Annotated in this window: 23 protein-coding genes; 15 read left to right on the top strand and 8 right to left on the bottom strand. The window is 63.6% G+C overall.

From position 1 onward, the window contains the following. Positions 1 to 5 precede the first annotated feature (5 nt). Positions 6 to 680, bottom strand: a complete 675-nt coding sequence (gene rpiA, locus ACIPZC_RS01910) for a ribose-5-phosphate isomerase RpiA (RefSeq protein ID WP_241805045.1) — start codon at positions 678 to 680, stop codon at positions 6 to 8. Positions 681 to 814: 134 nt separating this feature from the next. On the opposite strand from rpiA, the gene ilvA reads away from it, so the two are divergent. Together ilvA and ACIPZC_RS01920 are read left to right on the top strand one after the other, a co-directional pair. Continuing rightward, positions 815 to 2,329 (top strand): threonine ammonia-lyase, biosynthetic, encoded by a 1,515-nt coding sequence (gene ilvA / locus ACIPZC_RS01915; RefSeq protein WP_400624491.1) that lies wholly within the window; start codon positions 815 to 817, stop codon positions 2,327 to 2,329. Between the two features lie 38 nt (positions 2,330 to 2,367). After that, on the top strand, positions 2,368 to 2,793 hold the full coding sequence (locus ACIPZC_RS01920; protein ID WP_400624493.1) for a DUF2269 domain-containing protein: 426 nt from the start codon (positions 2,368 to 2,370) through the stop codon (positions 2,791 to 2,793). A gap of 32 nt (positions 2,794 to 2,825) precedes the next feature. Here the strand turns inward: ACIPZC_RS01920 and ACIPZC_RS01925 are convergent, their stop codons facing one another. Continuing rightward, positions 2,826 to 3,482, bottom strand: coding sequence for an HAD family hydrolase (locus ACIPZC_RS01925; RefSeq protein WP_400624495.1), 657 nt, complete (start codon positions 3,480 to 3,482; stop codon positions 2,826 to 2,828). A 141-nt stretch (positions 3,483 to 3,623) separates the two neighbouring features. On the opposite strand from ACIPZC_RS01925, the gene ACIPZC_RS01930 reads away from it, so the two are divergent. Next, the gene (locus ACIPZC_RS01930; protein ID WP_012054016.1) at positions 3,624 to 4,103 is read left to right on the top strand and encodes an RNA pyrophosphohydrolase; all 480 of its coding nucleotides are present in this window, start codon (positions 3,624 to 3,626) and stop codon (positions 4,101 to 4,103) included. A gap of 22 nt (positions 4,104 to 4,125) precedes the next feature. Then, positions 4,126 to 6,405 (top strand): phosphoenolpyruvate--protein phosphotransferase, encoded by a 2,280-nt coding sequence (gene ptsP / locus ACIPZC_RS01935; RefSeq protein WP_241805049.1) that lies wholly within the window; start codon positions 4,126 to 4,128, stop codon positions 6,403 to 6,405. A gap of 30 nt (positions 6,406 to 6,435) precedes the next feature. Here the strand turns inward: ptsP and ACIPZC_RS01940 are convergent, their stop codons facing one another. Next, the gene (locus tag ACIPZC_RS01940; protein ID WP_400624498.1) at positions 6,436 to 7,182 is read right to left on the bottom strand and encodes an NRDE family protein; all 747 of its coding nucleotides are present in this window, start codon (positions 7,180 to 7,182) and stop codon (positions 6,436 to 6,438) included. Between the two features lie 129 nt (positions 7,183 to 7,311). Between ACIPZC_RS01940 and ACIPZC_RS01945 the strand changes: the two genes are divergently transcribed. Genes ACIPZC_RS01945 through ACIPZC_RS01955 form a run of 3 tightly spaced genes read left to right on the top strand, consistent with a single transcriptional unit; the run spans position 7,312 to position 9,941 of the window. Then, the gene (locus tag ACIPZC_RS01945) at positions 7,312 to 8,094 is read left to right on the top strand and encodes a sulfite exporter TauE/SafE family protein (protein WP_349975919.1); all 783 of its coding nucleotides are present in this window, start codon (positions 7,312 to 7,314) and stop codon (positions 8,092 to 8,094) included. Positions 8,095 to 8,110: 16 nt separating this feature from the next. Beyond that, on the top strand, positions 8,111 to 8,920 hold the full coding sequence (gene lgt / locus ACIPZC_RS01950) for a prolipoprotein diacylglyceryl transferase (protein WP_241805052.1): 810 nt from the start codon (positions 8,111 to 8,113) through the stop codon (positions 8,918 to 8,920). Positions 8,921 to 8,969: 49 nt separating this feature from the next. Further along, positions 8,970 to 9,941: a thymidylate synthase gene (locus ACIPZC_RS01955; protein ID WP_400624501.1), complete on the top strand. Its 972-nt coding sequence runs from the start codon at positions 8,970 to 8,972 to the stop codon at positions 9,939 to 9,941. A 40-nt stretch (positions 9,942 to 9,981) separates the two neighbouring features. On the opposite strand, the gene cadR is transcribed toward ACIPZC_RS01955, so the two are convergent. Beyond that, positions 9,982 to 10,425: a cadmium resistance transcriptional regulator CadR gene (gene cadR, locus ACIPZC_RS01960; protein WP_400624503.1), complete on the bottom strand. Its 444-nt coding sequence runs from the start codon at positions 10,423 to 10,425 to the stop codon at positions 9,982 to 9,984. An 82-nt stretch (positions 10,426 to 10,507) separates the two neighbouring features. Here cadR and ACIPZC_RS01965 point away from each other — a divergent pair, with 82 nt between their 5' ends. The 6 genes from ACIPZC_RS01965 to ACIPZC_RS01990 all read left to right on the top strand — a co-directional run bounded on the left by ACIPZC_RS01965 (position 10,508) and on the right by ACIPZC_RS01990 (position 18,298). Further along, a complete protein-coding gene (locus tag ACIPZC_RS01965) occupies positions 10,508 to 12,754 on the top strand; it encodes a heavy metal translocating P-type ATPase (protein WP_400624505.1) in 2,247 nt (748 codons plus the stop codon). 145 nt (positions 12,755 to 12,899) lie between these two features. Then, positions 12,900 to 13,769, top strand: a complete 870-nt coding sequence (locus ACIPZC_RS01970; RefSeq protein WP_349975921.1) for a LysR family transcriptional regulator — start codon at positions 12,900 to 12,902, stop codon at positions 13,767 to 13,769. A gap of 116 nt (positions 13,770 to 13,885) precedes the next feature. After that, entirely contained in the window at positions 13,886 to 14,944 is a 1,059-nt protein-coding gene (locus ACIPZC_RS01975; protein WP_400624507.1) for a putative 2-aminoethylphosphonate ABC transporter ATP-binding protein, read from the top strand. Between the two features lies 1 nt (position 14,945). Beyond that, complete coding sequence (locus ACIPZC_RS01980; protein ID WP_400624509.1) at positions 14,946 to 16,661, top strand: putative 2-aminoethylphosphonate ABC transporter permease subunit; 1,716 nt, start codon at positions 14,946 to 14,948, stop codon at positions 16,659 to 16,661. A 30-nt stretch (positions 16,662 to 16,691) separates the two neighbouring features. Further along, positions 16,692 to 17,717 carry a putative 2-aminoethylphosphonate ABC transporter substrate-binding protein gene (locus ACIPZC_RS01985; protein ID WP_241805059.1) on the top strand — a complete coding sequence of 342 codons (1,026 nt, stop codon included), beginning with the start codon at positions 16,692 to 16,694 and terminating at the stop codon, positions 17,715 to 17,717. A gap of 17 nt (positions 17,718 to 17,734) precedes the next feature. Next, entirely contained in the window at positions 17,735 to 18,298 is a 564-nt protein-coding gene (locus tag ACIPZC_RS01990; RefSeq protein ID WP_400624512.1) for a phosphonate degradation HD-domain oxygenase, read from the top strand. Positions 18,299 to 18,347: 49 nt separating this feature from the next. Here ACIPZC_RS01990 and ACIPZC_RS01995 read toward each other — a convergent pair whose 3' ends face one another. Continuing rightward, positions 18,348 to 19,712, bottom strand: coding sequence for a GTPase/DUF3482 domain-containing protein (locus tag ACIPZC_RS01995; protein ID WP_349975925.1), 1,365 nt, complete (start codon positions 19,710 to 19,712; stop codon positions 18,348 to 18,350). Next, positions 19,705 to 21,096 (bottom strand): DUF2868 domain-containing protein, encoded by a 1,392-nt coding sequence (locus ACIPZC_RS02000; RefSeq protein ID WP_241805062.1) that lies wholly within the window; start codon positions 21,094 to 21,096, stop codon positions 19,705 to 19,707. Before ACIPZC_RS02000 ends, ACIPZC_RS01995 begins: the two co-directional genes overlap by 8 nt. Before the next feature lie 54 nt (positions 21,097 to 21,150). Here ACIPZC_RS02000 and ACIPZC_RS02005 point away from each other — a divergent pair, with 54 nt between their 5' ends. Further along, positions 21,151 to 21,669, top strand: a complete 519-nt coding sequence (locus ACIPZC_RS02005; protein WP_267820274.1) for a dihydrofolate reductase — start codon at positions 21,151 to 21,153, stop codon at positions 21,667 to 21,669. Positions 21,670 to 21,701: 32 nt separating this feature from the next. Here ACIPZC_RS02005 and ACIPZC_RS02010 read toward each other — a convergent pair whose 3' ends face one another. Continuing rightward, positions 21,702 to 23,093, bottom strand: coding sequence for an L-cystine transporter (locus ACIPZC_RS02010; protein WP_241805064.1), 1,392 nt, complete (start codon positions 23,091 to 23,093; stop codon positions 21,702 to 21,704). Between the two features lie 241 nt (positions 23,094 to 23,334). On the opposite strand from ACIPZC_RS02010, the gene ACIPZC_RS02015 reads away from it, so the two are divergent. Beyond that, positions 23,335 to 24,390 carry a haloacid dehalogenase-like hydrolase gene (locus tag ACIPZC_RS02015; RefSeq protein ID WP_400624515.1) on the top strand — a complete coding sequence of 352 codons (1,056 nt, stop codon included), beginning with the start codon at positions 23,335 to 23,337 and terminating at the stop codon, positions 24,388 to 24,390. 126 nt (positions 24,391 to 24,516) lie between these two features. On the opposite strand, the gene ilvD is transcribed toward ACIPZC_RS02015, so the two are convergent. After that, positions 24,517 to 26,358: a dihydroxy-acid dehydratase gene (gene ilvD / locus ACIPZC_RS02020; RefSeq protein ID WP_016393334.1), complete on the bottom strand. Its 1,842-nt coding sequence runs from the start codon at positions 26,356 to 26,358 to the stop codon at positions 24,517 to 24,519. Positions 26,359 to 26,832 lie beyond the last annotated feature (474 nt).

Below are 26,832 nucleotides of genomic sequence, written 5' to 3' on the forward strand. Positions count from 1 at the left end.
AGGCGTTACTCGGCAGTGAGGCGCTTGACGCCTTCAGCGGTGCCCAGCAGCAGCAGGTCGGCCGGGCGCGCGGCGAACAGGCCGTTGGTGACCACGCCGACGATCGCATTGATCTGCGCTTCCAGCTCCACCGGGTTGGTGATCTGCAGGTTGTGAACGTCCAGGATGACGTTGCCGTTATCGGTGACCACCCCCTCACGGTACACCGGATCGCCCCCCAGCTTGACCAGTTGACGCGCCACGTGGCTGCGGGCCATCGGGATGACCTCGACCGGCAGCGGGAAGGCGCCCAGCACCGGCACCAGCTTGCTGCCATCGGCGATGCAAATGAAGGTCTTGGCCACGGCCGCGACGATTTTTTCGCGCGTCAGTGCCGCGCCACCCCCTTTGATCAGGTTCAGGTGTGCGTCGCTTTCGTCGGCGCCGTCGACGTAGAACTCTAGATCGCTGACGCTGTTGAGCTCATACACCGGGATGCCGTGGCCCTTCAGGCGCTGTGCCGTGGCTTCGGAGCTGGCGACCGCGCCGTCGAACGCGGTCTTGTGCTGGGCCAGGGCGTCAATGAAGAAATTGGCAGTCGAACCGGTGCCGACGCCGATGACGCTCTTTTCATCCAGCTTGGGCAGAATGAAGTCGACAGCGGCCTGGGCGACGGCCTGTTTGAGTTGGTCCTGGGTCATGCGGGCTCCGGAAAGGGGCAGGGCGGTAATGAAAGGAGGCTAGTATAACGGCTCGGACGGCTTTGCTGTGGTCGCCCGACGTGGCGCTGGGGTAGACTCGCAGCCCTTGTCCCGCGGCCAGTGATGCTTTCCCGATGCTTGAACAGTACGTCAAGAAGATCCTCACCTCGCGCGTCTACGACGTCGCTGTCGAAACCCCGCTGCACAGCGCCGGGCAACTGAGCAAGCGCCTGGGCAACCAGATCTGGCTCAAGCGTGAAGACCTGCAGCCGGTGTTCTCCTTCAAGATCCGTGGGGCGTACAACAAGCTGGCGCAACTGAGCCCGGAAGAACTGGCACGCGGCGTGGTTACCGCGTCGGCCGGCAACCATGCTCAGGGCCTGGCGTTGGCCGCGCGTGAGATGGGCATCAAGGCCACCATCGTGATGCCCAAGACCACGCCGGAGATCAAGGTCGAAGGCGTGCGTTCGCGGGGCGGCAAGGTTGTCTTGCATGGCGACTCGTTCCCAGAGGCGCTGGCCTACTCGCTGAAGCTGGTCGATGAGAAGGGCTTGGTCTATGTCCACCCTTACGACGACCCGCACACCATCGCCGGCCAAGGCACCGTGGCCATGGAGATCCTGCGCCAGCACCCGGGGCAGTTGGACGCGATCTTCGTGCCGGTGGGTGGTGGCGGCCTGATCGCCGGTATCGCGGCCTACGTGAAATACCTGCGCCCGGAAATCAAGGTCATCGGCGTCGAACCTGACGACTCCAACTGCCTGCAGGCCGCCATGGCCGCTGGCGAGCGCGTGGTCCTGCCGCAGGTAGGGCTGTTTGCCGATGGTGTGGCGGTGGCGCAGATTGGCCAGCATACCTTCGATATCTGCCGGCTGTACGTGGATGACGTGATTACCGTCAGCACTGACGAGATCTGTGCGGCGATCAAGGATATCTACGACGATACCCGCTCGATCACCGAACCTGCTGGCGCGTTGGGCGTTGCCGGTATCAAGAAGTACGTGGAGCTCACCGGTGTGAGCGGCCAGACCCTGGTCGCTATCGATTCCGGCGCCAACGTCAACTTCGACCGCCTGCGCCATGTCGCCGAGCGCGCCGAGCTGGGCGAGAAGCGCGAAGCGATCATCGCGGTGACCATCCCCGAGCGCCCCGGTAGCTTCAAGGCCTTCTGCGAGGCCATCGGCAAGCGCCAGATCACCGAATTCAACTACCGCAAGCATACCTCCGACGAGGCCCATATCTTCGTTGGTGTGCAGACCCACCCAGAGAACGACCCGCGCGCCGCGCTGGTGCAACAGCTGACCGACCAGGGCTTCCCGGTCACCGACCTGACCGACAACGAACTCGCCAAGCTGCACATCCGCCATATGGTCGGCGGCCATTCGGCCGGTGCCAGTGACGAGATCGTGCTGCGCTTCGAATTCCCTGAGCGGCCGGGGGCGTTGTTCAACTTCCTCAACAAGCTGGGCGGGCGCTGGAACATCTCGATGTTCCACTACCGCAACCATGGCGCGGCTGACGGCCGTGTCGTCGCTGGGCTGCAGGTGCCGGAGGACGAGCGCCACCTGGTGCCGGCAGCGCTGGCCAAGATCGGTTACCCGTACTGGGATGAAACCGAAAACCCGGCCTACCGGCTATTCCTGGGTTGAGCGGCTAAGCTTGGCTAACCACCCAAGGACGTGACGACATGGAACACCTGACCACCCTCAAGGCCCTGCACATCGTCGCCACCGCGTTGCTGCTTCTGGGGGCGCTGGGCTTGGCGATCTGGACTGTACGCGCCAGGCGCCAGGGCGATGCCGATGCCTACGGCAAGTTGCTGCGACGGCCGCTGGTGTTCGTCTGGGTGTTGATGGGCGTGTGCCTGTTGAGCTTGCCATTCACCGGCTGGTGGCTGGTGCACCTGGTGGGCTGGCCGTTGGGGCAGACCTGGGTGCTGGCTTCCAGCGTCCTCTATACGGAAGGCGCGTTTTCCGCATGGTGGCTGCTGGTGCGCCTGAATCGGCTGCGCAAGGCTGAGGTGGTGGGGTTGCGGTTTACCCTGGCCCTGGCGGTGTTCAGCGGGGTCTGCTTATTGTCCATTGCCGGCCTGATGGGCGCCAAACCGGTCTGAGCCGATGGGGCTGCGCGGCAGCCCCAACCCTTTCAATCCCGCAGGGAAATCACCGGCCAGCCGCGTCGTTCTGCCTCGGCCTGCAGGTTAGGGTCCGGGTCCACCGCCACCGCGTGCGTTACCCGCTCCAGCAAAGGCAGGTCATTCATCGAGTCGCTGTAGAAATAGCTGTCTTCCAGGTCGAAGCCGTTCTCCAGCATCCAGCGCTCCAGCCGCGTCACCTTGCCTTCACGGAAACACGGTATATCGGTACTGCGCCCTGTGTAGCGGCCCTCCTGCATCTCACATTCGGTCGCCAGCAGCACCCGCACGCCCAGGCGGCGGGCAATCGGTGCGGTGACGAAGCGGTTGGTGGCCGTGATGATCACCAGCTGGTCGCCGGCATCGCGGTGCTGCTGCAGCAAGGCCAGTGCCTTGGGCAGGATGATCGGCTCGATGCAGTCGCGCATGAAGTCGCGGTGCCATTGGTCAAGCTGCGCCGGCTCGGTCGCCGCGAGGATTTCCATGGAGAAGGCCAGGTAGGCCTGCAGGTCCAGGGTGCCGTTCAGGTAATCCTGGTAGAAGGCGTCGTTGCGGCGTTTATAGGCGATGGGGTCCAGAATGCCCCGTTCGCACAAATAATCACCCCAGGCGTGGTCACTGTCGCCACCAAGGAGGGTATTGTCCAGGTCGAATAAAGCCAGGCGCATTGCGGTTACTCGCGTCAGCCATAGGGAAGGCCCGCAGAATACGGAGTTTTCACCTCGCTGCACATAAGCGTGGCGGGCGCGTTGCTGCCCTCGCAAGCTTTGTGGAACAATGCGGTGACATGCGTTTGCGAGGTTGCTGCCGTGATCGACCCGGATGGTTTTCGCCCAAATGTCGGGATCATTCTCACGAATGATGCCGGGCAGGTGCTATGGGCTCGGCGGATCAACCAGGATGCCTGGCAATTCCCTCAGGGTGGTATCAACCCTGACGAGACGCCGGAAGATGCCCTGTACCGCGAGCTGAACGAAGAAGTTGGCCTTGAACGCGATGATGTGGAAATTCTTGCCTGCACCCGCGGCTGGTTGCGTTATCGTTTACCCCAGCGTCTGGTACGTACCCACAGCCAACCGCTGTGTATCGGCCAGAAGCAGAAATGGTTTTTACTGCGCCTGCTGAGCAATGAGCAACGGGTGCGGATGGACCTGACCGGCAAGCCCGAATTCGATGGCTGGCGCTGGGTCAGCTATTGGTACCCGCTGGGCCAGGTGGTGACCTTCAAGCGTGAAGTGTATCGCCGCGCCCTGAAAGAGCTAGCACCGCGTCTTTTGACGCGCGACTGACGACGGAGTTCGACCCCGAGCCATGCTCAATACGCTGCGCAAGATCGTCCAGGAAGTGAACTCCGCCAAAGATCTCAAGACGGCGTTGGGTATCATTGTCTTGCGCGTCAAGGAGGCCATGGGCAGCCAGGTCTGCTCGGTCTACCTGCTCGACCCGGAAACCAACCGCTTCGTGCTGATGGCCAGCGAAGGCCTCAACAAGCGTTCCATCGGCAAGGTCAGCATGGCCCCCAACGAAGGCCTGGTTGGTCTGGTCGGTACCCGGGAAGAGCCGCTGAACCTGGAAAACGCTGCCGATCACCCACGTTACCGCTACTTCGCTGAAACGGGCGAGGAGCGTTTCGCATCCTTCCTCGGTGCACCGATCATCCACCACCGTCGTGTGGTCGGCGTACTGGTCATTCAGCAGAAAGAACGCCGCCAGTTCGATGAGGGTGAAGAAGCGTTCCTGGTCACCATGAGTGCCCAGCTCGCCGGGGTCATCGCCCACGCCGAGGCCACCGGCTCGATTCGCGGCTTGGGCCGCCAGGGCAAGGGCATCCAGGAAGCGCGCTTCGTCGGCGTGCCAGGCTCGCCGGGTGCTGCCGTCGGGCGTGCCGTGGTCATGTTGCCGCCGGCCGACCTTGAGGTGGTGCCGGACAAGACTGTCGAAGACATCGACGCTGAACTCAAGCTGTTCAACAACGCCCTCGAAGGCGTGCGTGCCGATATGCGCAAGCTGTCGGCGAAGCTGGCCACCCAGCTGCGCCCTGAAGAACGCGCGCTGTTCGACGTGTACCTGATGATGCTGGAGGATGCAGCCCTTGGCGGTGAGGTGACGGACGTCATCAAGACCGGCCAGTGGGCCCAGGGCGCCTTGCGCCAGGTGGTAGGCGAGCACGTCAACCGCTTCGAACTGATGGACGACGACTACCTGCGCGAGCGCGCCTCGGACGTCAAAGACCTCGGCCGCCGTCTGCTGGCCTACCTCCAGCAAGCCCGTTCGCAATCGCTGGTGTATGCCGACAACACCATCCTGGTCAGCGAGGAACTGACCCCGGCGATGCTGGGCGAGGTGCCCGAAGGCAAGCTGGTGGGCCTGGTCTCGGTGCTGGGCTCGGGCAACTCCCACGTCGCCATCCTGGCCCGTGCCATGGGTATCCCGACGGTGATGGGCCTGGTCGACCTGCCGTATTCCAAGGTCGACGGTATCGAGCTGATCGTCGATGGCTATAAGGGCGAGGTGTTCACCAACCCCAGCGATGTGCTGCGCAAGCAATACAGCGAGGTGGTCGAAGAAGAGCGTCAGCTGGCCCAGGGCCTGGATGCGCTGCGCGAACTGCCTTGCGTCACCCCGGACGGTCATCGCATGCCGCTGTGGGTCAACACCGGCCTGCTTGCCGACGTGGCCCGTGCCCAGCAGCGGGGCGCCGAAGGGGTGGGGCTGTACCGCACAGAAGTGCCGTTCATGATCAACCAGCGCTTCCCCAGCGAAAAAGAGCAGCTGGCCATCTATCGCGAACAGTTGGCGGCGTTTCACCCGCTGCCGGTGACCATGCGTACCCTCGACATCGGCGGGGACAAGGCGCTGTCGTACTTCCCGATCAAGGAAGAAAACCCGTTCCTGGGTTGGCGCGGCATACGCGTGACGCTCGACCATCCGGAAATCTTCCTGGTCCAGACCCGCGCCATGCTCAAGGCCAGCGAAGGCCTGAACAACCTGCGCATTCTGCTGCCGATGATTTCCGGCATTCACGAACTCGAAGAAGCGCTGCACTTGATTCACCGCGCCTGGGGCGAGGTTCGTGACGAAGGCACGGACGTGCCCATGCCACCCGTTGGCGTGATGGTCGAGATCCCGGCTGCGGTTTACCAGACCAAGGAGCTGGCGCGTCAGGTGGATTTCCTTTCGGTAGGCTCCAACGACCTGACCCAGTACCTGCTGGCGGTGGACCGCAACAACCCGCGGGTTGCCGACCTGTACGATTACTTGCACCCGGCAGTGCTGCAAGCCTTGAACACCGTGGTGCGTGATGCTCACGGCGAGGGCAAGCCCGTCAGTATCTGCGGCGAGATGGCCGGTGATCCGGCAGCTGCGGTGTTGTTGATGGCCATGGGCTTCGACAGCTTGTCGATGAACGCTACCAACCTGCCCAAGGTCAAGTGGATGCTGCGTCAGATCAACATGAGCAAGGCCAAGGAGCTGCTGGCCGATGCCCTGAGCCATGACAACCCGCAGGTTATCCACAGCTCGTTGCAATTGGCCCTGAAAAACCTGGGGCTGGCGCGGATGATCGGGCCAGAGGCCAACAAGACCCTCTGAATTCCAGGGCCGCTGTGCGGCCCCAGGGTCTCAGACCGAGAGCTCAACCTCCCCAAGGTGCCCACCAAACGGGCCGAAGCTGCGTTCTATCAGCCTTCTATTACCCTGATCGTCCACGATCAGCACCGTACTGGCGCGTGTCCCGTAGTTTTGGCTGGCAATGAACACACTCGACAGCAGCTTCTCGGTCGCCACGCCCACGCCAGTTTCCGGCAGGTCTGCTTCAGGCGCCGTCTCACCATCGGCCAGCAACGCCATCAAACCCTGCGGGGCCGCTGAATCCAGTACCCGTGCCAGCCCCTCGCGCGCCTTGATCAGCTTAGGCCATGGCGTGTCCAGCCCGGCATTGGAAAGCCCATAGACCCCAGCCGCCAGCAAGCGCGGCGCCGGGTCTCGGGCGTGCAGAAACCCCAGGCGCGCCCCATCGCCTACCAGCAGGTTGAACCCCGAGTACTGTTGGCTGCGGCTGGCGACCTGGTCCAGGTATGCCTCGACCCCAAGTTCACCTTGCAGGTAGGCCGCCACCAGCTCGCCGCGCGAGCGGGGGCCCAATGGCTGCCCGGGGTCGCGAATATTGGTCAGCGCAGCGAACCGCCCCTGCGGCCCCACGCCCAGCCAGGTACCACCGGCCTCCAGGTCACGCCCGGCATATACGCCGGGCGCATCTTCCCAGGGTGCCAGCGCCTGAGTGGGCCGGGCATAGAACTCGTCGCGGTTGGCCGCCACGATCAGCGGCAAGGCATGCCCTGGCCGCCAGGCGAATACGATCAGGCACATAGGTTGGGCCTCTGTGTTTTTTGCCACTGTACCCACAGCGGCGGCGCCGATCCATCCTGTCACAGAGTTCACTAGAGCCCCGAGCCCGGCTTCCGTTACCATGCCGGATTGTTTTGTCGGGGACGACGAATGGAGTTCGCACTCTATCTGCTTCTGGGCGCCTGTGCCGGTGTGCTGGCCGGGTTGTTCGGCGTGGGCGGTGGCATCATCATCGTGCCGGTGCTCGTGTTCAGCTTCACCTTGCAGGGTTTCGACGCTTCGGTGCTCACTCACCTGGCAGTCGGTACCTCGCTGGCCACCATCGTCTTCACTTCGATCAACGCCGTGCTCGAGCACCATCGCCGGGGCGCGGTGCAGTGGCCGGTCTTCGCCTGGATGACCGTGGGTATCTTGCTGGGCGCCGGGGTGGGCGCCAAGACGGCTTCGCTTATCCAGGGCCCGCTGTTGCAGAAGATCATCGGCGTATTCGCCCTGATCATTGCCGCGCAGATGGCACTGGAGCTCAAGCCCAAGGCCAGCCGCGGCATTCCCGGCAAGCCCGCACTCATCGGCGCCGGTGGCGTGATCGGTTGGGCCTCGGCAATCTTCGGGATCGGCGGTGGTTCGTTGACCGTGCCATTCCTGACCTGGCGCAGCCTGCCGATGCAGCAGGCGGTCGCCACGTCTTCGGCCTGTGGCCTGCCGATTGCCGTGGCCAGCGCCCTGAGTTTCATGTGGCTGGGTTGGCACGATGAGCATCTGCCCGCCCATAGCGTGGGCTTCGTGTACTTGCCAGCGCTGGTCGGCATTGCCGTGACCAGCATGTTTTTCGCCCGCTTCGGCGCGCGGCTGGCGCACAAGTTGTCGCCCCGTCTGCTCAAGCGTTTGTTCGCCGCGCTGCTGTTTTGCGTAGGTCTGAGCTTTTTGATTTGAAACCAGAGGAATATCCATGCTGCCTTACCCGCAGATAGACCCCGTGGCCGTTGCGCTCGGGCCGCTGAAAATCCATTGGTACGGCCTGATGTACCTGATCGGCATTGGTGGCGCCTGGCTGCTCGCCTCGCGCCGGCTCAACCGTTTCGACCCCACCTGGTCGCGTGAAAAGCTCTCGGACCTGGTGTTCTGGTTGTCGATGGGGGTCATCGTCGGCGGGCGCTTGGGTTATGTGCTGTTCTACGACCTGCACGCCTACCTGGCCAACCCGACGTTGATCTTCGAGGTATGGAAGGGTGGCATGTCGTTCCACGGCGGCTTCATCGGTGTGATGCTGGCCGCCTTGTGGTTCGGCAAGCGCAACAACAAGTCGTTCTTCGAGCTGATGGACTTCGTCGCACCACTGGTGCCGATCGGTCTGGGAGCAGGGCGTATCGGCAACTTCATCAACGCCGAACTGTGGGGCAAACCGACCGATGTGCCGTGGGCGATGATCTTCCCGCCGTTCAGCGACCCGGCCCAGCTGCCGCGCCACCCATCGCAGCTGTACCAGTTCGCCCTGGAAGGCGTGGCGTTGTTCGCCATCCTCTGGCTGTTCTCACGCAAGCCACGCCCAACCATGGCGGTGTCTGGGATGTTCGCGCTGTTCTACGGCATCTTCCGCTTCGTCGTCGAATTCGTCCGCGTGCCGGATGCCCAACTGGGCTACATTGCCTGGGGCTGGCTGACCATGGGTCAGATACTCTGCATCCCGATGATTCTGGCCGGCCTCGGATTGATCTGGTGGGCTTATAATCGCAAACCCACGGCGAAACCCGCCATCTGATTCCCAACGGCAGGGGCGATCCCCCTGCCGTTATTGTTACAGGTAAGCCATGAAACAGTATCTGGACCTGGTCCGTGACGTCATCGAAAACGGCACCCTTCAGGAAAACCGCACGGGCATCCGTACCATCAGCCTACCGGGCGCCATGCTGCGCTTCGATCTGCAAAAGGGCTTTCCTGCCATCACCACGCGCAAGCTGGCATTCAAGTCCGCCATCGGCGAGATGGTCGGTTTCCTGCGTGGCGTGAAGAACGCGGGTGAATTCCGTGAGCTGGGCTGCAAGGTGTGGGATCAGAACGCCAACGAGAACGCCCAGTGGCTGGCCAACCCGTTCCGCCAGGGCCATGACGACCTCGGCGAGATCTACGGTGTGCAGTGGCGCCAGTGGCCGGGTTACAAGCGCATCCCGCTGAGCAATCCGGCTGCGATCGAAATGGCCGAACAAGCCGGCTTTCGCAGGATTGCCCAGGACGAAGAAGATGGCCAGGCGTTCGTCGTCCTGTACAAGGCCATCGACCAGGTGCGTCAGTGCCTGGACACCATCGCCAACGACCCGGGCAGCCGCCGCATCCTGTTCCACGGCTGGAACTGCGCGCAGCTGGACGAAATGGCGCTGCCGCCCTGCCATCTGCTGTACCAGTTCCACCCGAACGTGCAGACCAGGGAAATCTCACTGACGCTGTACATCCGCTCCAACGACTTGGGCCTGGGCACGCCGTTCAACCTCACCGAAGGTGCGGCGCTGCTGTCGCTGTTCGGCCGCCTGACCGGCTACACGCCGCGCTGGTTCACGTACTTCATTGGCGATGCCCATGTGTACGAAAACCATCTGGACATGCTCAATGAGCAACTCAAGCGTGAACCGCTGCAAGCGCCGAAGCTGGTGATCAGCGATCGCGTACCTGCCTTTGCCGAGACGGGCAAGTATGAGCCTGAGTGGCTGGAGAAGATCGAACCGAGCGATTTCAGCCTGGAAGGCTATGAGCACCACGCACCGCTGACGGCGCCGATGGCGGTCTGATTCACGCGAAGGCCGAGGGCTGCACAGCAGCCCCACGGCGTCAATGCCCGTGGCTACGCCCCACGTGCGAATGCTCAGAATCTGGCACGGATACACCCCCGTTCACTTCCAAACGCTGCAAGATCGCGCATTCCTCTCCCTGCTCACTGCACCGCCTGCGTAATTCCACCAGTTGCTCCTGCAATGCCACCAGTCCATCGATCCGCGCCTGCACGTGTTCGATATGTTCATCGATCAACGCATTCACGCTGCCACATGAACCCGTCGGGCTGTCACGCAGGCGCAAAAGGCTGCGGATCTCGTCCAGGGTCATGTCCAAGGTGCGGCAGTTGCGGATGAAGGTCAGCCGCTCGACATGGGCTTGGGTATACAACCGGTAATTACCGTCGGTACGTGCAGGCTCCGGCAGCAGCTGTTCACGCTCGTAATAACGGATGGTCTCCACTGCACAGTCGGTGGCTTTGGCCAGTTCTCCGATTTTCATGGCGAATCTCCAACAGGTGGCTTGACCCTATAGTGGCTACAGGGTGTTCACTTGGCAACAGGTGCTCACTAAGGATGACCCCATGAACCAGCCTGTCAGCCACGAACACGTGCATGACCATGACCACGTCAACGCCAGTAAACGCCATTGCCACGACGCCCATGCACACAGTTGCTGCGGGCCCCGTGCGGCACCTGCGTTCGTGCAACTGAGCGAAAAGGCCAGTGGTCAGGCCCGCCTCAGCCGTTTTCGCATACAAGCCATGGACTGCCCGACAGAACAGACCCTGATCCAGGACAAGCTCGGCAAGCTGGCCGGCATCGAGCAGCTGGAGTTCAACCTGATCAACCGCGTACTGGGCGTGCGCCATACCCTGGAGGGCACTACTAAGATCGAGCGGGCCATCGAAAGCCTGGGTATGAAGGCAGAACCGCTGGCTGCAGAGGATGAGGGTGGCGCCTTTGCGCCAGCCAAGACTCGCTGGTGGCCATTGGCATTGTCCGGCGTCGCGGCGATCGCCGCCGAAATAATCCATTTCAGCGCCTTGGCGCCTGAGTGGGTGGTAGCCGCGCTGGCGCTGGCCGCGATCCTTGGCTGTGGCCTGGGCACCTACAAGAAGGGCTGGATTGCCCTGAAGAACCGCAACCTGAACATCAACGCGCTGATGAGCATTGCCGTGACCGGTGCCGTGCTGATCGGCCAATGGCCTGAGGCGGCCATGGTCATGGTGCTGTTCACCCTCGCCGAACTGATCGAGGCGCGTTCACTTGACCGTGCGCGCCATGCCATCAGTGGCCTGATGCAGCTTACGCCGGACATGGCCACGGTGCAGCAGGCTGACGGCCAATGGCGTGAGGCGCAGGTGCGCGATGTGGCGATCGGTGCCCTCGTGCGAGTACGCCCCGGTGAGCGTATCGGCCTGGACGGGGAGGTGGTCAGTGGGCAATCCAGCGTCGATCAGGCGCCGATCACCGGCGAGAGCCTGCCTGTGGAAAAGGCCCCTGGCGACAAGTTGTTCGCCGGTACCATCAATCAGGCCGGCGCGCTCGAGTACCGGGTAACGGCCGTGGCGGGGCATTCCACATTGGCCCGTATCGTCAAGGCCGTGGAGGAGGCGCAGGGCGCCCGCGCGCCTACTCAACGTTTCGTCGATACCTTCTCGCGCATCTACACACCTGTGGTTTTCGCCCTGGCTTTGGCCGTAGCGCTCCTCCCGCCGCTGCTGATGGCCGGCGCCTGGTTCGACTGGGTCTACCGCGCTTTGGTGCTGCTGGTGGTGGCCTGCCCCTGTGCCTTGGTGATTTCCACGCCGGTGACCATAGTAAGTGGCCTGGCGGCTGCGGCGCGCAAGGGGATCCTGATCAAAGGTGGCGTGTACCTGGAGGGGGGGCGCAAGCTGGATTTCCTGGCCCTGGACAAAACCGGCACCCTTACCCACGGCAAACCGGTGCAGACCGATACCAAGGTGCTCGACCCCTTGTTCGAAGGCCGCGCCCAGGCACTGGCGGCAAGCCTGGCCGAGCGCTCAGACCACCCGGTATCGGCTGCCATCGCCCAGTTCGCCAGGGCGCAGGGGCTTGAACTGAGGGAGGTCAGCGGGTTCGCTACGTTGGCCGGGCGGGGTGTGCGCGGTGTTATCGATGGCGAAACCTATCACCTGGGTAACCATCGTTTGGTCGAAGAGCTGGGCCTCTGCTCACCGCAGCTCGAAGCGCAGCTGGACCAACTCGAGCGTCAAGGCAAGACGGTGGTGCTGTTGCTTGACCGCTCTGGCCCGTTGGCGCTGTTCGCCGTTGCCGACACGGTCAAGGACAGCAGCCGCGAGGCCATCGCCGACTTGCATGCGCTTGGCATCAAGACAGTCATGCTGACCGGCGACAATCCTCACACTGCCCAGGCCATCGCTGCCCAGGTCGGTATCGACCGCGCCGAAGGCAACCTGCTCCCTGCCGACAAACTGAGCACGATCGAGCAGCTCTACGCCCAGGGGCACCGGGTTGGCATGGTCGGTGATGGCATCAACGATGCGCCGGCGCTGGCCCGCGCCGAGATCGGTTTTGCCATGGCGGCTGCCGGTACCGACACCGCCATCGAGACCGCCGATGTGGCACTGATGGATGACGACTTGCGCAAAATCCCGGCCTTCGTCAGGCTGTCGCGGCAAAGTGCGGCGATACTGAAACAGAACATCGTTCTGGCGTTAGGTATCAAGGCCATCTTCCTGGCGTTCACCTTTGCCGGCATGGCCACGTTGTGGATGGCAGTGTTCGCCGACATGGGCGTAAGCCTGCTGGTGGTGTTCAACGGTCTGCGCCTGTTGCGCAAGTAGCAGCGGCAAGCGGCAAGCGGCGAGCTGCAAGCGGCAAGCTGATCGAGGTGGAATCGAGATCTATGAAACTACACAGTACTGCCTTAGCTTGCAGCTTGCAGCTTGGCGCTTGCAGCTGCGGAGCCCGCCGCTGCGGAGCCCCGCAATGCTGAGTGCCGAGCTCAAAGCCTTCTACATGGTGGCCCGCCTGGGCAGCATCACCCTGGCGGCGAAGAAGCTTGGCCTGAGCCAGCCGACGGTGACCACCCAGATCCGCAACCTCGAAAGCCAGTACGCGGTGGAGCTGTTCTACCGCGGCGGGCGGCGCCTGGTGCTGAGCGAAGAGGGCGTGCGCCTGCTGCCGATGGTCAAGGCGCTGCTGCAACAGGAAGCCGACATCGAGTTCGAACTGCGCAACAGCGGCCATGCCCAAGGCAACCTGCGTATCGCTGCCACCGCGCCGTATTACATCCTCGATCTGGTGAAGATTTTCCGTGAGCGCTTGCCACAGGTGGGCGTGGCCGTGGAGATCGGCAATTCGCAGCAAGTGCTGGAGATGCTGGAAGACTACCGCGTCGATCTCGCCGCCTCCTCACAGTTGCTGGAAGATGCGCGCCTGGTCAGGCGGGTGCTGGGTACGGATCCGCTGGTAGTGGCGGTGCACCGCAATCACCCGCTGGCGCACCGTCAGGTGGTCTCGATCGAGGTGGTGGCAGGGCAATGCCTGCTGATGCGCGAAAAAGGCTCGACCACGCGCAAGCTCACCGAAGAAATGATGCAAGGCGCTGGGGTGAAGGCTGAAGCGATGCTGGAAATCGGCAGCCGCGAGTCGATCCGTGAGGCGGTGCTGCGTAATATCGGCATCAGCGTGATCGCCCGGCACGAGGTGCCGCACAATCCGGAGCTGCGGGTGCTGACCCTGGAAGACGCGCCGGTGATGCACGAGTACCTGTATTGCCTGAAAGAAAGACGCCAGGCCCGCTTGCCGGCAGCCTTCCTCGGGGTAGCCCAGGAAGTGGTGGGGTCGCAGTTCTAGCCAGCAACGCCACTACAAAATCTGCCTATACCACTATCGCCCGCTTTTGCCTCACCGCCACAGAACCTTCGCACAGCCTTCCTAGCATGGCCACATCTGCTCGATGAGGCTTTGCCATGAACCACGCCACCCCAGGCGCACACATGAAAGTGCGCGGTATTCACAAGCGCTTCGGCGCCTTCACGGCGCTGAACGATGTCTCCCTGGACGTCGCTGCGGGCGAACTGGTCTGCCTGCTCGGCCCCTCGGGCTGTGGCAAGACCACGCTGCTGCGCTGCATCGCCGGCCTCGAGCGCCAGGACCGTGGTGAGCTGTTCATTGGCGAGCGTGACATCTCTGAACTGCCGCCACAGGCGCGTGATTACGGCATCCTGTTCCAGTCCTACGCGCTGTTCCCCAACCTCACCGTCGAAGCCAACATCGCCTACGGGCTGACCGGCAGCGGCCGGGATGCAAGTCGCCAGCGTGTGGGCCAGATGCTCGAACTGGTCGGCCTGACCGGCAGCGAAAAGAAATACCCCGGCCAGCTATCCGGCGGCCAGCAGCAGCGCGTGGCCCTGGCCCGTGCGTTGGCGCCGTCGCCTTCGCTGTTGTTGCTCGATGAGCCGATGTCGGCTCTGGATGCGCGAGTGCGTGAGCACCTGTGCACCGAATTGCGCCAGCTGCAGCGCCAATTGGGCATCACCACCCTGATGGTCACCCACAACCAGGACGAAGCCATGCTCATGGCCGACCGCATTGCGGTGATGAACAACGGCCAGGTCGAGCAGTACGCCACGCCGCAGGAAATCTACGATCAGCCCGCCACACCGTTTGTCGCCGAATTCGTCGGCCAGGGCAACTGGCTGCCGTTCCAACGCACGGGCGACAGCTCCGCCCAGGTCGGCGGCATCAGCATGCGTCTGGCATCGGGGGCGCCGCGAGCCAGCAGTGGCCGGTTGTTCTGCCGCCCGGAGGCGATCACCGTCAACCCGGTGGTGCATGAGGAAAACCTGTTCCCGGCCAAGGTCCGCGAGATCACCTTCCTCGGCAACCGCTGCCGCATGAGCTTCGAGCTCCAGGCCCTGCCGGGCCACGCCCTGCTCGCCGAGCTGGCGCCAGAAGCCATGCCGCGTCTGGGCTCGCAGGACATCTGGGTGGCGCTGCCGCCGCAGAGCCTGCAGGTGTTTGCCTGAGATGGGCGCGTCAATGTCGCTGCCGCTCACCCAGGCCAGGCGCGGTGATGTCGCCTTGGGGGACCGCCTGTTCGTCGTCGGTGGCAAAAGCCTGCTGCTGTTCATGCTGCTGCTTGCGGTGCTGATGCCATTGCTGGCGATCTTCTGGCGTGGCTTCAGTGGCGATGCCGGCCAGGGCGGTGGCCTGCACGCGGCCCGTGAGCTGTTCGCCAGCGCGAATTTCCACTGGCTGCTCGGTAACAGCCTGTCGGTGGCCCTGACCGTTGCCGCGATCGTGATCCCGCTGGCCTACCTGTTCGCTTACGCCCTGCAACGCACGCTGATCCCGGCCAAGGGCCTGTGGCGGGGGATTTCGCTGTTGCCGTTACTGGCGCCTTCCATGCTGCCAGCCATTGCCCTGGTGTATCTTTTCGGCAACCAGGGCCTGCTGCGTGGGCTGCTCAGCGACAATATCTATGGCTTCTGGGGCATCGTCCTGGGTGAGGCCATCTACACCTTCCCGCATGCGCTGATGATTCTGCTTTCGGCCTTGTCGCTGGCCGATGCGCGGCTGTTCGACGCTGCTTCCAGCATGGGCGCCGGGTCATGGCGGGCGTTTTGCAGCATCACCTGGCCGGCCACGCGCCAGGCCGTGTTCGCGGCCTTCTGCCTGGTGTTCACCCTGACCATCACCGATTTCGGTGTGCCGGTGGTTGTCGGTGGCGACTACCAGGTGCTGGCACTGGAGGCTTACAAAGCGGTCGTAGGCCAGCAGCAATTTGGCCGTGGTGCATTGATCGGCATGGTGCTGCTGGTGCCGGCGTTGCTCAGCTTCGCGGTGGACGCCTGGCTGCGTCGTCGCCAGGGCGAGTCCATGAACGGCCGCGCCCAGGTGTTCGAGCCCAAGCCGTCGCGCGGCCGCGATGCCTGCTACCTGACCATCGTCGTGCTGGTGTGTGTGGCGCTGGTGGGGGTGATCGGCATGGCGGTGTACTCGTCGCTGGTGACCTTCTGGCCCTACAACATGACCCTGTCGTTCAAGCATTACATGTTCGAGGACACCGCAGGGGGCGGCTGGCTGGCGTATCGCAACAGCGTGACCATGGCCCTCGGCACCGCCCTGATCGGCAGCATCGTGATCTTCGCCGGTGCCTACCTGATGGAGAAAACCCCGGGGCAGCGCCTGCTCAATCAGGCACTGCGCCTGCTCAGCTTCATCCCCATGGCGGTGCCGGGGCTGGTGCTGGGCCTGGGTTACGTCTTCTTCTTCAACCTCAATGGCAACCCACTGCATGTGTTCTACGGCGGCATGGGGCTGCTGGTGGTATGCACCATCGCCCATTACCTGACCACCGCGCAGATGACCGCAACTACGGCGCTACGCCAGCTCGATGGCGAGTTCGAGGCCGCCGCGCTGTCGCTCAAGGCGCCGCTGTACAAGCACTTCGTGCGGGTCACCGTGCCGATCTGCCTGCCTGCGCTGCTGGACATCATCCGCTACCTGTTCGTCTCGGCGATGACCACCGTTTCGGCGGCGATTTTCCTGTATAGCCCGGACACCATCCTCGCCGCCGTCGCCGTGCTGAACATGGACGATGCCGGCAACGTGGGTGGCGCTGCCGCCATGTCGACCTTGATCCTGCTGACCAGCGCCGCTGCATCCCTGCTGCTGGCCGGTGCTTCCCGCGGCCTGCTGCGCCGCTCCCAGGCCTGGCGCCAGCGCGCGCCTGGCCATTGACCGACTGCCCACTCTGATAGGAACCGCATCATGTTCAAGCCCCTTGCACTTGCCGCTGCCGTATCCGCTGTATTCAGCCTGCAGGCCTCGGCCGCCAGCACGCAGCTGACCGTCTACACCGCCCTGGAAGCCGAGCAGCTCAGGAGCTACAAGCAGGCCTTCGAAAAGGCCAACCCGGACATCGAGATCAAGTGGGTGCGTGACTCCACCGGCATCATCACCGCCAAGCTGCTGGCCGAGAAAGACCGCCCGCAGGCCGATGCGGTGTGGGGGCTGGCGGCTTCCAGCCTGGCCATCCTCGACCAGAACGGCATGCTCGAAGCCTATGCACCGAAAGATCTGGGCACGATCTCCGCGAACTACCGTGACGCGGCCAACCCGCCAGCCTGGGTCGGCATGGACGTCTGGGCCGCGACGATCTGCTTCAACACCATCGAGGCTCAGAAGCAGGGCCTGAGCAAGCCGGTGAGCTGGCAGGACCTGACCAAGCCGGAGTACAAGGGCAAGATCGTGATGCCGAACCCGGCGTCGTCCGGTACCGGCTTCCTGGATGTGAGCGCGTGGCTGCAGACCTTTGGCGAGCCGCAAGGCTGGGCTTACATGGACGCGCTGCACCAGAACATCGGCCAGTACGTCCATTCCGGCTCCAAGCCGTGCAAGCTGGCAGCGGCGGGCGAGTTCCCGATCGGTATATCGTTCGAATACCCGGCCGTGCAGCTCAAGCGCCAGGGCGCACCTCTGGACATCGTCCTGCCGAAAGAAGGGCTAGGCTGGGAAATCGAGGCGACCGCGCTGATCAAGGGCTCGCCAAAGGTTGAAGCCGCCAAGCGTCTGGCCGACTTCTCGGCAAGCCCGGCGGCGATGGAGCTGTACAAGGAGAACTTCGCCGTGCTCGCTGCACCAGGCATTGCCAAACCGCAGACCGAACTCCCGGCCGACTATGAACAGCGCCTGATCAAGAACGACTTTGCCTGGGCCTCGAAGAACCGTGACCAGATCCTGGCCGAGTGGCGCAAGCGCTATGATGGCAAGTCGGAGAAAGTAGCGCAGCAGTAACCCGAGGAAGCCATTGGATGACCACGCCAGTCCAGATTATCGACAACACGTTTGCCCTGTATGACCGCCACGGCAGCGACGACTACATCGGCGAAGCCATCACCCAGCTGGAGCACATGTCCCAGGCTGCGCAATTGGCCATGGCCGAAGGCTTCGACGACGACGTGGTGCTGGCCGCGTTCTTCCACGATATTGGCCACCTGTGTGGCGGTGAAGGCGACATGGGCGGTTATGGCGTGGTCAGCCACGAGCGTATCGGCGCTGAGTACCTGCGCCGTTGCGGTTTTGGCGAGCGCATGGCGCGGCTGGTGGAGTATCACGTCGAGGCCAAACGGTATCTGACGCTGCGCAAGCCGGGTTATTACACACTGCTGAGCGAGGCCAGTCGGCGGACGCTTGAGTATCAGGGGGGCGTGATGACTGAAGCGCAGGCGGATGCCTTTGAGCGGGATCCGCTGTTCAGCGTGAGTTTGCGCATGCGGGAGTGGGATGAGCGGGCCAAGGAGGTTGGCGTGCCAGTGGTTGATCTGGCGGCATTGAAACGCAAGGCGTTGGCGTTGCTTCAAAAGGATGCTGCCTGAGCGGGCCTCTCTACGGGGCAAGCCTGCGAATAGGGCCTGCCAGGCACCCTCAAATCTGCAAAACCAGCGCCTCCAGCTGCTCCTGCCGCTCAGGCTGATTCACCCGCGCCCCAGGGTTGAGCGTGGACCACTGCGGATGTGCCCTGGCCTTGCTCAAGGCCTCGGGCAGCTTGCCTTCGCGCCAGGCCTTTTCATCCAGCTCACCGAGGCGAATGCTGTTCTGCGCCGCATGCCCGCGGCTGTCCAGCGCAACCATCAGCTGCTGCTGACGCAACGCCAGCAAGCGCAGCACGGTATCGTCCACGGTCAGTTCGCGCTGGCCCTTCAACTTCCCCAGCAATCTAGCGCCATAATTGCGCGCAGTCTGCAGCGCGCCCCCGGCAATGGCGCCGGCCAGTGCTGCAGCACCTAGCGTGATACCACCGACCAGCAAATCAACGCCTGCACCGGCCGCGGCGCCCGCCGCCACGCCGCTGCCCAGGCGCACGCCGAGTAACTTCAGCGTTTCGGGGTTGAACAAGTCATCGCCCCAGCGCCCATCCAGCAACGGCAGGTCCCCGGCATTGGCATCCTCGCGGCGGAACGCATAGAGCTTGAGCAACGCCTCTACGCAACGCTGCTCACGTTGGCGTACGTCCTGGCGCAGCGCTTCGATAGCCTTGGCCTCGGCTGCCGGTTCGGCTGCAACGCTGCGCCGGCAAGCAGCGCAGTCCAGCAGCAACTCCGCGATCAGCCGCTTGCCGCTTTGCTGGCGAGCGAGGCGCTGCGCCTGTTGGTCGTCGATCAACCGCTGCAGCGCCGGGCGGGCGTCCTCCAGCAGCAAGGCCAGGCTTTCGTAAAGGCGACGTTCGCCGTCTTCCGGGGGCGCCACGCTGTCGAACCGCACCAGCGCATGCAGGCCCAGGCGGGCCAGGGCATCACGCCATTCGGGTTCACGATGCTGGCTGCTGGCGACGAAGTTGAGCACCGGCAACAGCGGTTTGCCGCAACTGGCCAGTACTTCCAGTTCATCGCGGTATTTGGCCAGCACCGGCTCGCGGGCGTCGATCACATACAGGCCGGCGTTGCTGGCCAGCAACTGGCGCAGCACCTTGGCCTCCTGCTCGAAGCGCTGGCGCGCCTCGCTGCCTTGCAGAAAGCGCTCCAGGCGTGCCGGGCCGTCGAGGCGCTCGCCCGGGCGCTCCAGGCGCTCCAGGTAATCGAGCAGGGCGATGGCATCTTCCAGGCCCGGGGTGTCGTAGAGTTCGAGCAGCGCTTGGCCGTCCACCGACAGGCGTGCGCCTTCGACGTGGCGGGTAGTGCTTGGGCGATGGGACACCTCGCCGAAGCCTACATCGCGGGTAAGCGTGCGCAGCAACGAGGTCTTGCCGACATTGGTGTGGCCGACCACGGCCAGTTTCAGCGGCTCAGTCATGGCCATGCTCCAGCCAGGTCAGCGGTGAGGTGTCAGCGTGAGGCAGGCCGAGGCGCTCCAGTGCTTCGTGCCAGTCGCCCAGGCGCTCGGCGTCCAGGGCCTGGCCGGGTGCCGCCTGCAGCAACCAGATGCGCGTGGCGCCGGCATTGCGTGCCAGTTCGGCCAGCAGCGCGAGGCTGCCACGGTCCGGCGAACGGCGCGGGTCGCAGGCGATCGCCAGGCGCGCCGGGGGGAAGCGGCTGAGCTGTTCGAGCAGGCGGTTGCGCGACTCGCGGCTGTCGAGCACACCCGCGTCGGTCACGCCCTTGCTCAGGGCGGGGGGCCACGGGCGCTGGTCGTCCAGTTCCAGCCCGACCAACAGGGCGCCGCTGCTGCCGGAATCCAATTGGCCAGCCTGGAATTGGGGCAGGGAGTGGGGCGCCGTATCTTGCACGCCGATACGTTCGCTGCGCGGCATCAACGCTTCACGCAGTTGCGCATAGCCTGGCAGGCTGAGGTCCAGGGCCAGGCGTTGGCGGCCCTGGCGCCAGCGCCACAGGCACAGCCCGGCCAACAGCACACGGGGCAGCAGGCCATACACCAGCACCACGCCGAGCAGCCAGCTGGCCCACGCCTGGCGGGCGATGTCGAGGGCGGGCAGGGTGTCGCCGCTGAGGCGGATCATGCTCTCGTCCGGCACGGCGAAGCCGAGCAGCGAGGGCAGGGCGCCGAGGGCCTGGGTCAGGTTGACGAAGGGGTCGGCAGCGAGCAGCGTGGTCTCCCAGACGAAGCCATAGCGCCGGGTGGCGAGCAGTGCCAGCAACAGCGCCAGCGCGCTGAGCATGGCCAGCGCCCACAAGCTGTGGACCAGCAGGCCAAGCAGCCAGCGGTTCAGGCGCTGGCGTTGCAGCAGCACCAGCAGCGCCGGGGCCAGGTGCGCGGCCTTGGCATCGCGGGCGAAGCGTTCGCTCAGCCACAACCACAGCCGCCCGAGGTTGGCGCCGTGTTCGCCGCTCAGCACCAGGCCTGCAGCCCATCCCAGCAGCATCAGCAGGTTCAGCCCGAGCAGACTGCCCAGGGCCCAGAAGACGTTGACCGGGCGTTGCCCGTCGCCCAAGGCGGCAAAGGCCATGCCGGCGCCACTGACGACGGCCAGCAGCGTCAACGCCAGCAGCGCCAGGCGTGCGCCTTGCTTCCAGCGCTGCAAGGCGGTGCTGATGCCATCGCGTTCCGCCAGGAACATTGCGCGTGCTTCGATGCGCGCGGCCAGGTCGCCCCCGTGCTGGCGGGCGTGGCGGTTGGCTTCCTGGTCTTCCAGGGGGCCGGCGTGTTCCTCGCGCAGGCGTATCGCTTCGGTGAGCCAGCGCTTGTCCAGTGGAGTCGGTCCAGTCACAAGGTCTTCCATTGCACGGTTCAGGGCGCAAGCATAACCCACTGCGGGTTTGCTATCCTCGCCGGCATGACTACCTCACTCCCTCTCAGCCTGATTGCGGCGCTCGCCGAGAACCGCGTGATCGGCATCGACAACTCCATGCCCTGGCACTTGCCGGGGGACTTCAAGTACTTCAAGGCCACCACCTTGGGCAAGCCGATCATCATGGGCCGCAAGACCTGGGATTCGCTCGGCCGGCCGTTGCCAGGGCGCCTGAACCTGGTGGTCAGCCGCCAGCCGGGCCTGGTGCTGGCCGGCGCCGAAGTGTTCGCCTCGCTGGAAGATGCGCTGCTGCGCGCCGAACAATGGGCGCGTGAGCAAGGCGTCGATGAGCTGATGCTGATCGGCGGCGCGCAGTTGTATACCCAGGCGTTGGACAAAGGCCTGGTCAGCCGCATGTACCTGACCCGGGTGGAACTGGAGCCGCAAGGCGATGCCTGGTTCCCTGAGTTCGACAAGGGGCAATGGCGGCTGGCTTCGAGTGAGCCGCAGGCCGAACCGGACAAGCCTGCTTATCACTTCGAGGTGTGGCACAAGCGTGGTTGAAAGGGGGGCTGCAGCAGCGGCCCCCCTTCATTTCAGGAGTGGCTCAGCTCGGCGTGCTCATCGCCGGCCAGCACATCCTTGTCGGTTTCTTTGAGCAGTTGGCTGGTCACCACGCCCGCCGTCATCGACCCGTTCACGTTCAGCGCCGTGCGGCCCATGTCGATCAGCGGCTCGACTGAAATCAGCAGCGCCACCAGTTCCACTGGCAGGCCCATGGCCGGCAGTACGATCAGCGCCGCGAAGGTCGCACCACCGCCCACACCCGCAACGCCCGCCGAGCTCAGGGTGACGATCGCCACCAGGGTCGCGACCCACAGCGGGTCGAACGTATCGATGCCTACGGCCGGGGCTACCATTACCGCCAACATGGCCGGGTACAGGCCGGCGCAGCCGTTCTGGCCGATGGTGGTGCCGAACGATGCGCTGAAGCTGGCGATCGACTGCGGCACGCCCAGGCGGCGGGTTTGCGCTTCGATGTTCAGCGGGATGCTGGCGGCGCTGGAGCGGCTGGTGAAGGCGAAGGTCAGCACTGGCCAGACCTTGCGGAAGAAGCGCAGCGGGCTGACGCCGGTGGCGGCGAGGATGATGCCGTGCACCACGAACATCAGGCCCAGGCCGATGTACGACACCACCACGAAGCTGCCCAGTTTGAGGATGTCATCCAGGTTGGAGCTGGCCACGACCTTGGTCATCAGCGCCAGCACGCCATAGGGGGTGAGCTTCATCACCACGCGCACCAGGCGCATCACCCAGGCTTGCAGGGTGTCGATGGCCGACAAGGCCCGCTGGCCCTTTTCGGCATCGTCCTTGATCAGCTGCAACGCGGCCAGCCCGACGAACACGGCGAAGATCACCACGCTGATGATCGAGGTCGGTTTGGCCCGCGCCAGGTCGCCTACCGGGTTGCTGGGGATGAACGACAGCAGCAATTGCGGGATGTTGAGGTCGGCGACCTTGCCCGCGTAATCGCTGTGGATAACGTGCATGCGTGCACTTTCCTGGGCACCGGCGACCAGGCCTTCGGCGCTCAGGCCGAACAGGTTGGTCAGGACGATGCCGATCAGCGCAGCGATGGCGGTGGTCAGCAGCAGGGTGCCGATGCTCAGCACGCTGATGCGGCCCAGTGAAGAGGCATTGTGCAGGCGGGCCACGGCGCTGAGGATCGAGGCGAAGATCAGCGGCATGACGATCATCTGCAGCAAGCCGACGTAGCCGTTGCCGACCAGGTCGAGCCAGCCGATGGTGGCTTTGAGGACCGGGTGGCCTGCACCGTAGATCGTGTGCAGCACCAAGCCGAAACCTACGCCCAGTGCCAGGCCCAGCAGGACTTTCTTGGCCAGGCTCCAGTCAGTGTGGCGAGTTTGCGCCAGGCCCAGCAGCAAGGCCAGGAACACCAGCAGGTTGAGAGACAGCGGCAGGTTCATTGAAGCTCCAGGAAAAAGCAGAAGAGGCATCGCCTCTGTGAGCGATTGCGAACGGAAATGCTAACAGCCTGAAAACAAACGAATTTATACCCAAAAGTAATTGGATTAGTCGTTTATGGAATAACAGGCTGTCGCTAATAGCAATGAACACGACGTTTACCATTGTGTGAACGTCGTAGTGAAAGGGGGCACGGGTGGATTGTTGGTCTAGTTTTTCCCGGTCACTTCAGGAGATTGATATATGAAGTTTGCTCCGAAAGCCTTGGCCATCGGTTTGTCCCTGCTGTTCAGTATCGAAAGCGGAGCCACCGAGCTCAAGCATTGGCCAGCCGAGGCGGCCAAGCAGCTCGACGCGATGATCGCCGCCAATGCCAACCAGGGTAACTACGCGGTGTTCGACATGGACAACACCAGCTACCGCTACGACCTTGAAGAAGCCTTGCTGCCATTCATGGAGAACAAGGGCCTGCTGAGCCGTGAAAAGCTCGACCCTTCACTCAAGCTGATCCCGTTCAAAGACACCGCACAGCACAAGGAAAGCCTGTTCAGTTATTACTACCGCCTGTGCGAAATCGACGACATGGTCTGCTACCCGTGGGTGGCTCAGGTGTTCTCGGGCTTTACACTGAAAGAGCTGAAAGTGCAGGTCGATGAGCTGATGGCGTCTGCCAAATCTATCCCCAGCACCTACTTTGACGGGGACCAGGTAAAAGCCATCGAGGTGCAACCACCCAAGGTCTTCACCGGCCAGGCCGAGCTTTACAACAAACTGATGGAAAATGGCATCGAGGTGTATGTCATTTCGGCCGCCTCCGAAGAGCTGGTACGCATGGTGGCGTCCGACCCCAAGTATGGCTACAACGTGAAACCGCAGAACGTCATAGGCGTCAGCCTGCTGCTCAAGGACCGTACCAACGGCCACTTGACCACCGCACGCAAGCAGATCAGTGAAGGCAAGTACGATGCGACGGCCAACGCTGGCCTGGAACTGATCCCCTACCTATGGACGCCGGCGACATGGATGGCGGGCAAGCAAGCGGCGATCCTCACCTACATCGATGAGTGGAAGAAGCCGGTGCTGGTGGGGGGTGATACCCCGACCAGTGATGGCTACATGCAGTTTCATGGCGTGGACGTTGGCAAGGGCGGCATCCACCTGTGGATAAACCGCAAGGCCAAGTACATGGACCAGTTGAACGGGATGATCGCCAAAAACGCGGCGGCCCAGGCCAAGGCGGGGTTGCCGGTGACAGCAGACAAGAACTGGGTGGTGGTCACCCCGGAGCAGATTCAGTAGGCCATTGGGGCTGTGCAACGCCTCGCTGGCAGGCCAGCGCCCCATACCTGTGGGCGCTGGCTTGCCAGCGATGGGCCGCAGAGCGGCCCCAAATCGCTTGACTGACTCGTATCAGCGCTCAGGGCCTCACAGCCCTTCCAGCATCGCCTTGTTGCGCACCGCACCCTTGTCGGCACTGGTCGCCAGCAGGGCGTAGGCCTTCAGCGCGGTGGTCACCTTGCGTGGGCGCACTTCGGCCGGTTTCCAGCCTTTCTTGTCCTGCTCCACGCGGCGCGCAGCCAGCTCTTCATCGCTGACCTGCAGGTTGATCGAACGGTTGGGGATGTCGATCAAAACCTTGTCGCCGTCACGCACCAGGCCGATCGCGCCGCCAGCAGCAGCCTCGGGCGAGGCGTGGCCGATCGACAGGCCCGAGGTACCACCCGAGAACCGGCCATCGGTGAGCAACGCACAGGCTTTACCCAGGCCTTTGGATTTCAGGTACGAAGTCGGGTAGAGCATTTCTTGCATGCCCGGGCCGCCTTTCGGGCCTTCATAGCGGATGATGACGATGTCACCGGCCTTCACTTCGTCGGCGAGGATGCCGCGCACGGCGCTGTCCTGGCTTTCGAAGATCTTGGCGTTGCCTTCGAACACATGGATCGACTCATCGACACCTGCGGTTTTCACCACGCAGCCGTCCAGGGCGATGTTGCCGTACAGCACGGCCAGGCCGCCTTCCTGTGAGTAAGCGTGTTCGAAGCTGCGAATGCAGCCGTTTTCACGGTCGTCGTCCAGGGTTTCCCAACGGGTCGACTGGCTGAAGGCCGTCTGGGTCGGGATACCCGCCGGGCCGGCTTTGAAGAAGGTGTGCACCGCTTCATCGTCGGTTTGGGTGATATCCCACTTGGCGATGGCTTCTTCCATGCTGCGGCTGTGAACCGTCGGCAGGTCAGTGTGCAGCAGGCCGCCACGGGCCAGCGAACCGAGGATGCTGAAGATGCCGCCGGCGCGGTGCACGTCTTCCATGTGGTACTTCTGGATGTTCGGCGCCACTTTGCACAGCTGCGGCACTTTGCGCGACAGGCGGTCGATGTCGCGCAGGTCGAACGCCACTTCACCTTCCTGGGCTGCGGCCAGCAGGTGCAGGATGGTGTTGGTCGAGCCGCCCATGGCGATGTCGAGCATCATGGCGTTTTCGAACGCCTTGAAGTTGGCGATGCTGCGCGGCAGGACCGACTCGTCGTTCTCGCCGTAGTAGCGCTTGCACAGCTCGACGATGGTGCGCCCGGCAGTGAGGAACAACTGCTCACGGTCGGCGTGGGTGGCCAGGGTCGAGCCGTTGCCCGGCAGGGCCAGGCCCAGGGCCTCGGTCAGGCAGTTCATCGAGTTGGCGGTGAACATGCCGGAGCACGAACCGCATGTCGGGCAGGCGCTGCGCTCGTATTCGGCGACTTTTTCGTCGGACGCCGTGGAGTCCGCGGCGATGACCATGGCGTCGACCAGGTCCAGGCCGTGGCTGGCCAGTTTGGTCTTGCCGGCTTCCATCGGGCCACCGGAAACGAAGATCACCGGGATGTTCAGGCGCAGGGCCGCCATCAGCATGCCGGGGGTGATCTTGTCGCAGTTGGAGATGCACACGATGGCGTCGGCGCAGTGGGCGTTGACCATGTATTCCACGGCGTCGGCAATGATCTCGCGGCTTGGCAGCGAGTACAGCATGCCGTCGTGGCCCATGGCGATGCCGTCATCGACCGCGATCGTGTTGAATTCCTTGGCCACGCCACCGGCGCGTTCGATTTCGCGGGCGACCAGCTGGCCCAGGTCCTTCAGGTGCACGTGGCCCGGGACGAACTGGGTGAACGAGTTGGCGATGGCGATGATCGGTTTCTTGAAGTCTTCGTCCTTCATCCCGGTGGCGCGCCACAGGGCACGGGCGCCGGCCATGTTGCGGCCTTGGGTGGAAGTCTTGGAACGATAATCAGGCATGAAGCACTCCTGGCGGCTTAATCAGGTCACAAAAAGGGGAGTGAGCTTCTCTTTTCCTATGCGCCTCAGGCCGGTTGCCACTGGCACGGATGGGGCCGAAGACACTACGGGATCGCCGCGTGCTCGACCAGAGCTCATAAACCCGCCGGGGATGACTGGCGATGAATAGCCCGATTCTACACCGCTGGCGCGGTGAGGGAATGGCGATGTGTCTGGGCGGTGGTTCGGGAAGTGTGACCGGCACTTTGTAGGACCCATCCGAAAAGCCCGATGCGCTGCTGACAGGTACGTCCTGGCTGCTTATGATCCGCCGCGCCGCATGTGCGGCTTCACGAGACACTACCTCAATGGACCTTCCCAGTTTCAGTTCTTACAGAACCTGCAAATTGGCGCTGAGCGCGCCGTCGTCAGGGCTTGCGAAGGCTTGAGTCGATCAGGCTGAGGTTCGCGGGTGCCTGTGTCGGCGCCTGGAGA

Source organism: Pseudomonas sp. NPDC089743, from assembly GCF_044748785.1.
Taxonomy (GTDB): domain Bacteria; phylum Pseudomonadota; class Gammaproteobacteria; order Pseudomonadales; family Pseudomonadaceae; genus Aquipseudomonas; species Aquipseudomonas putida_X.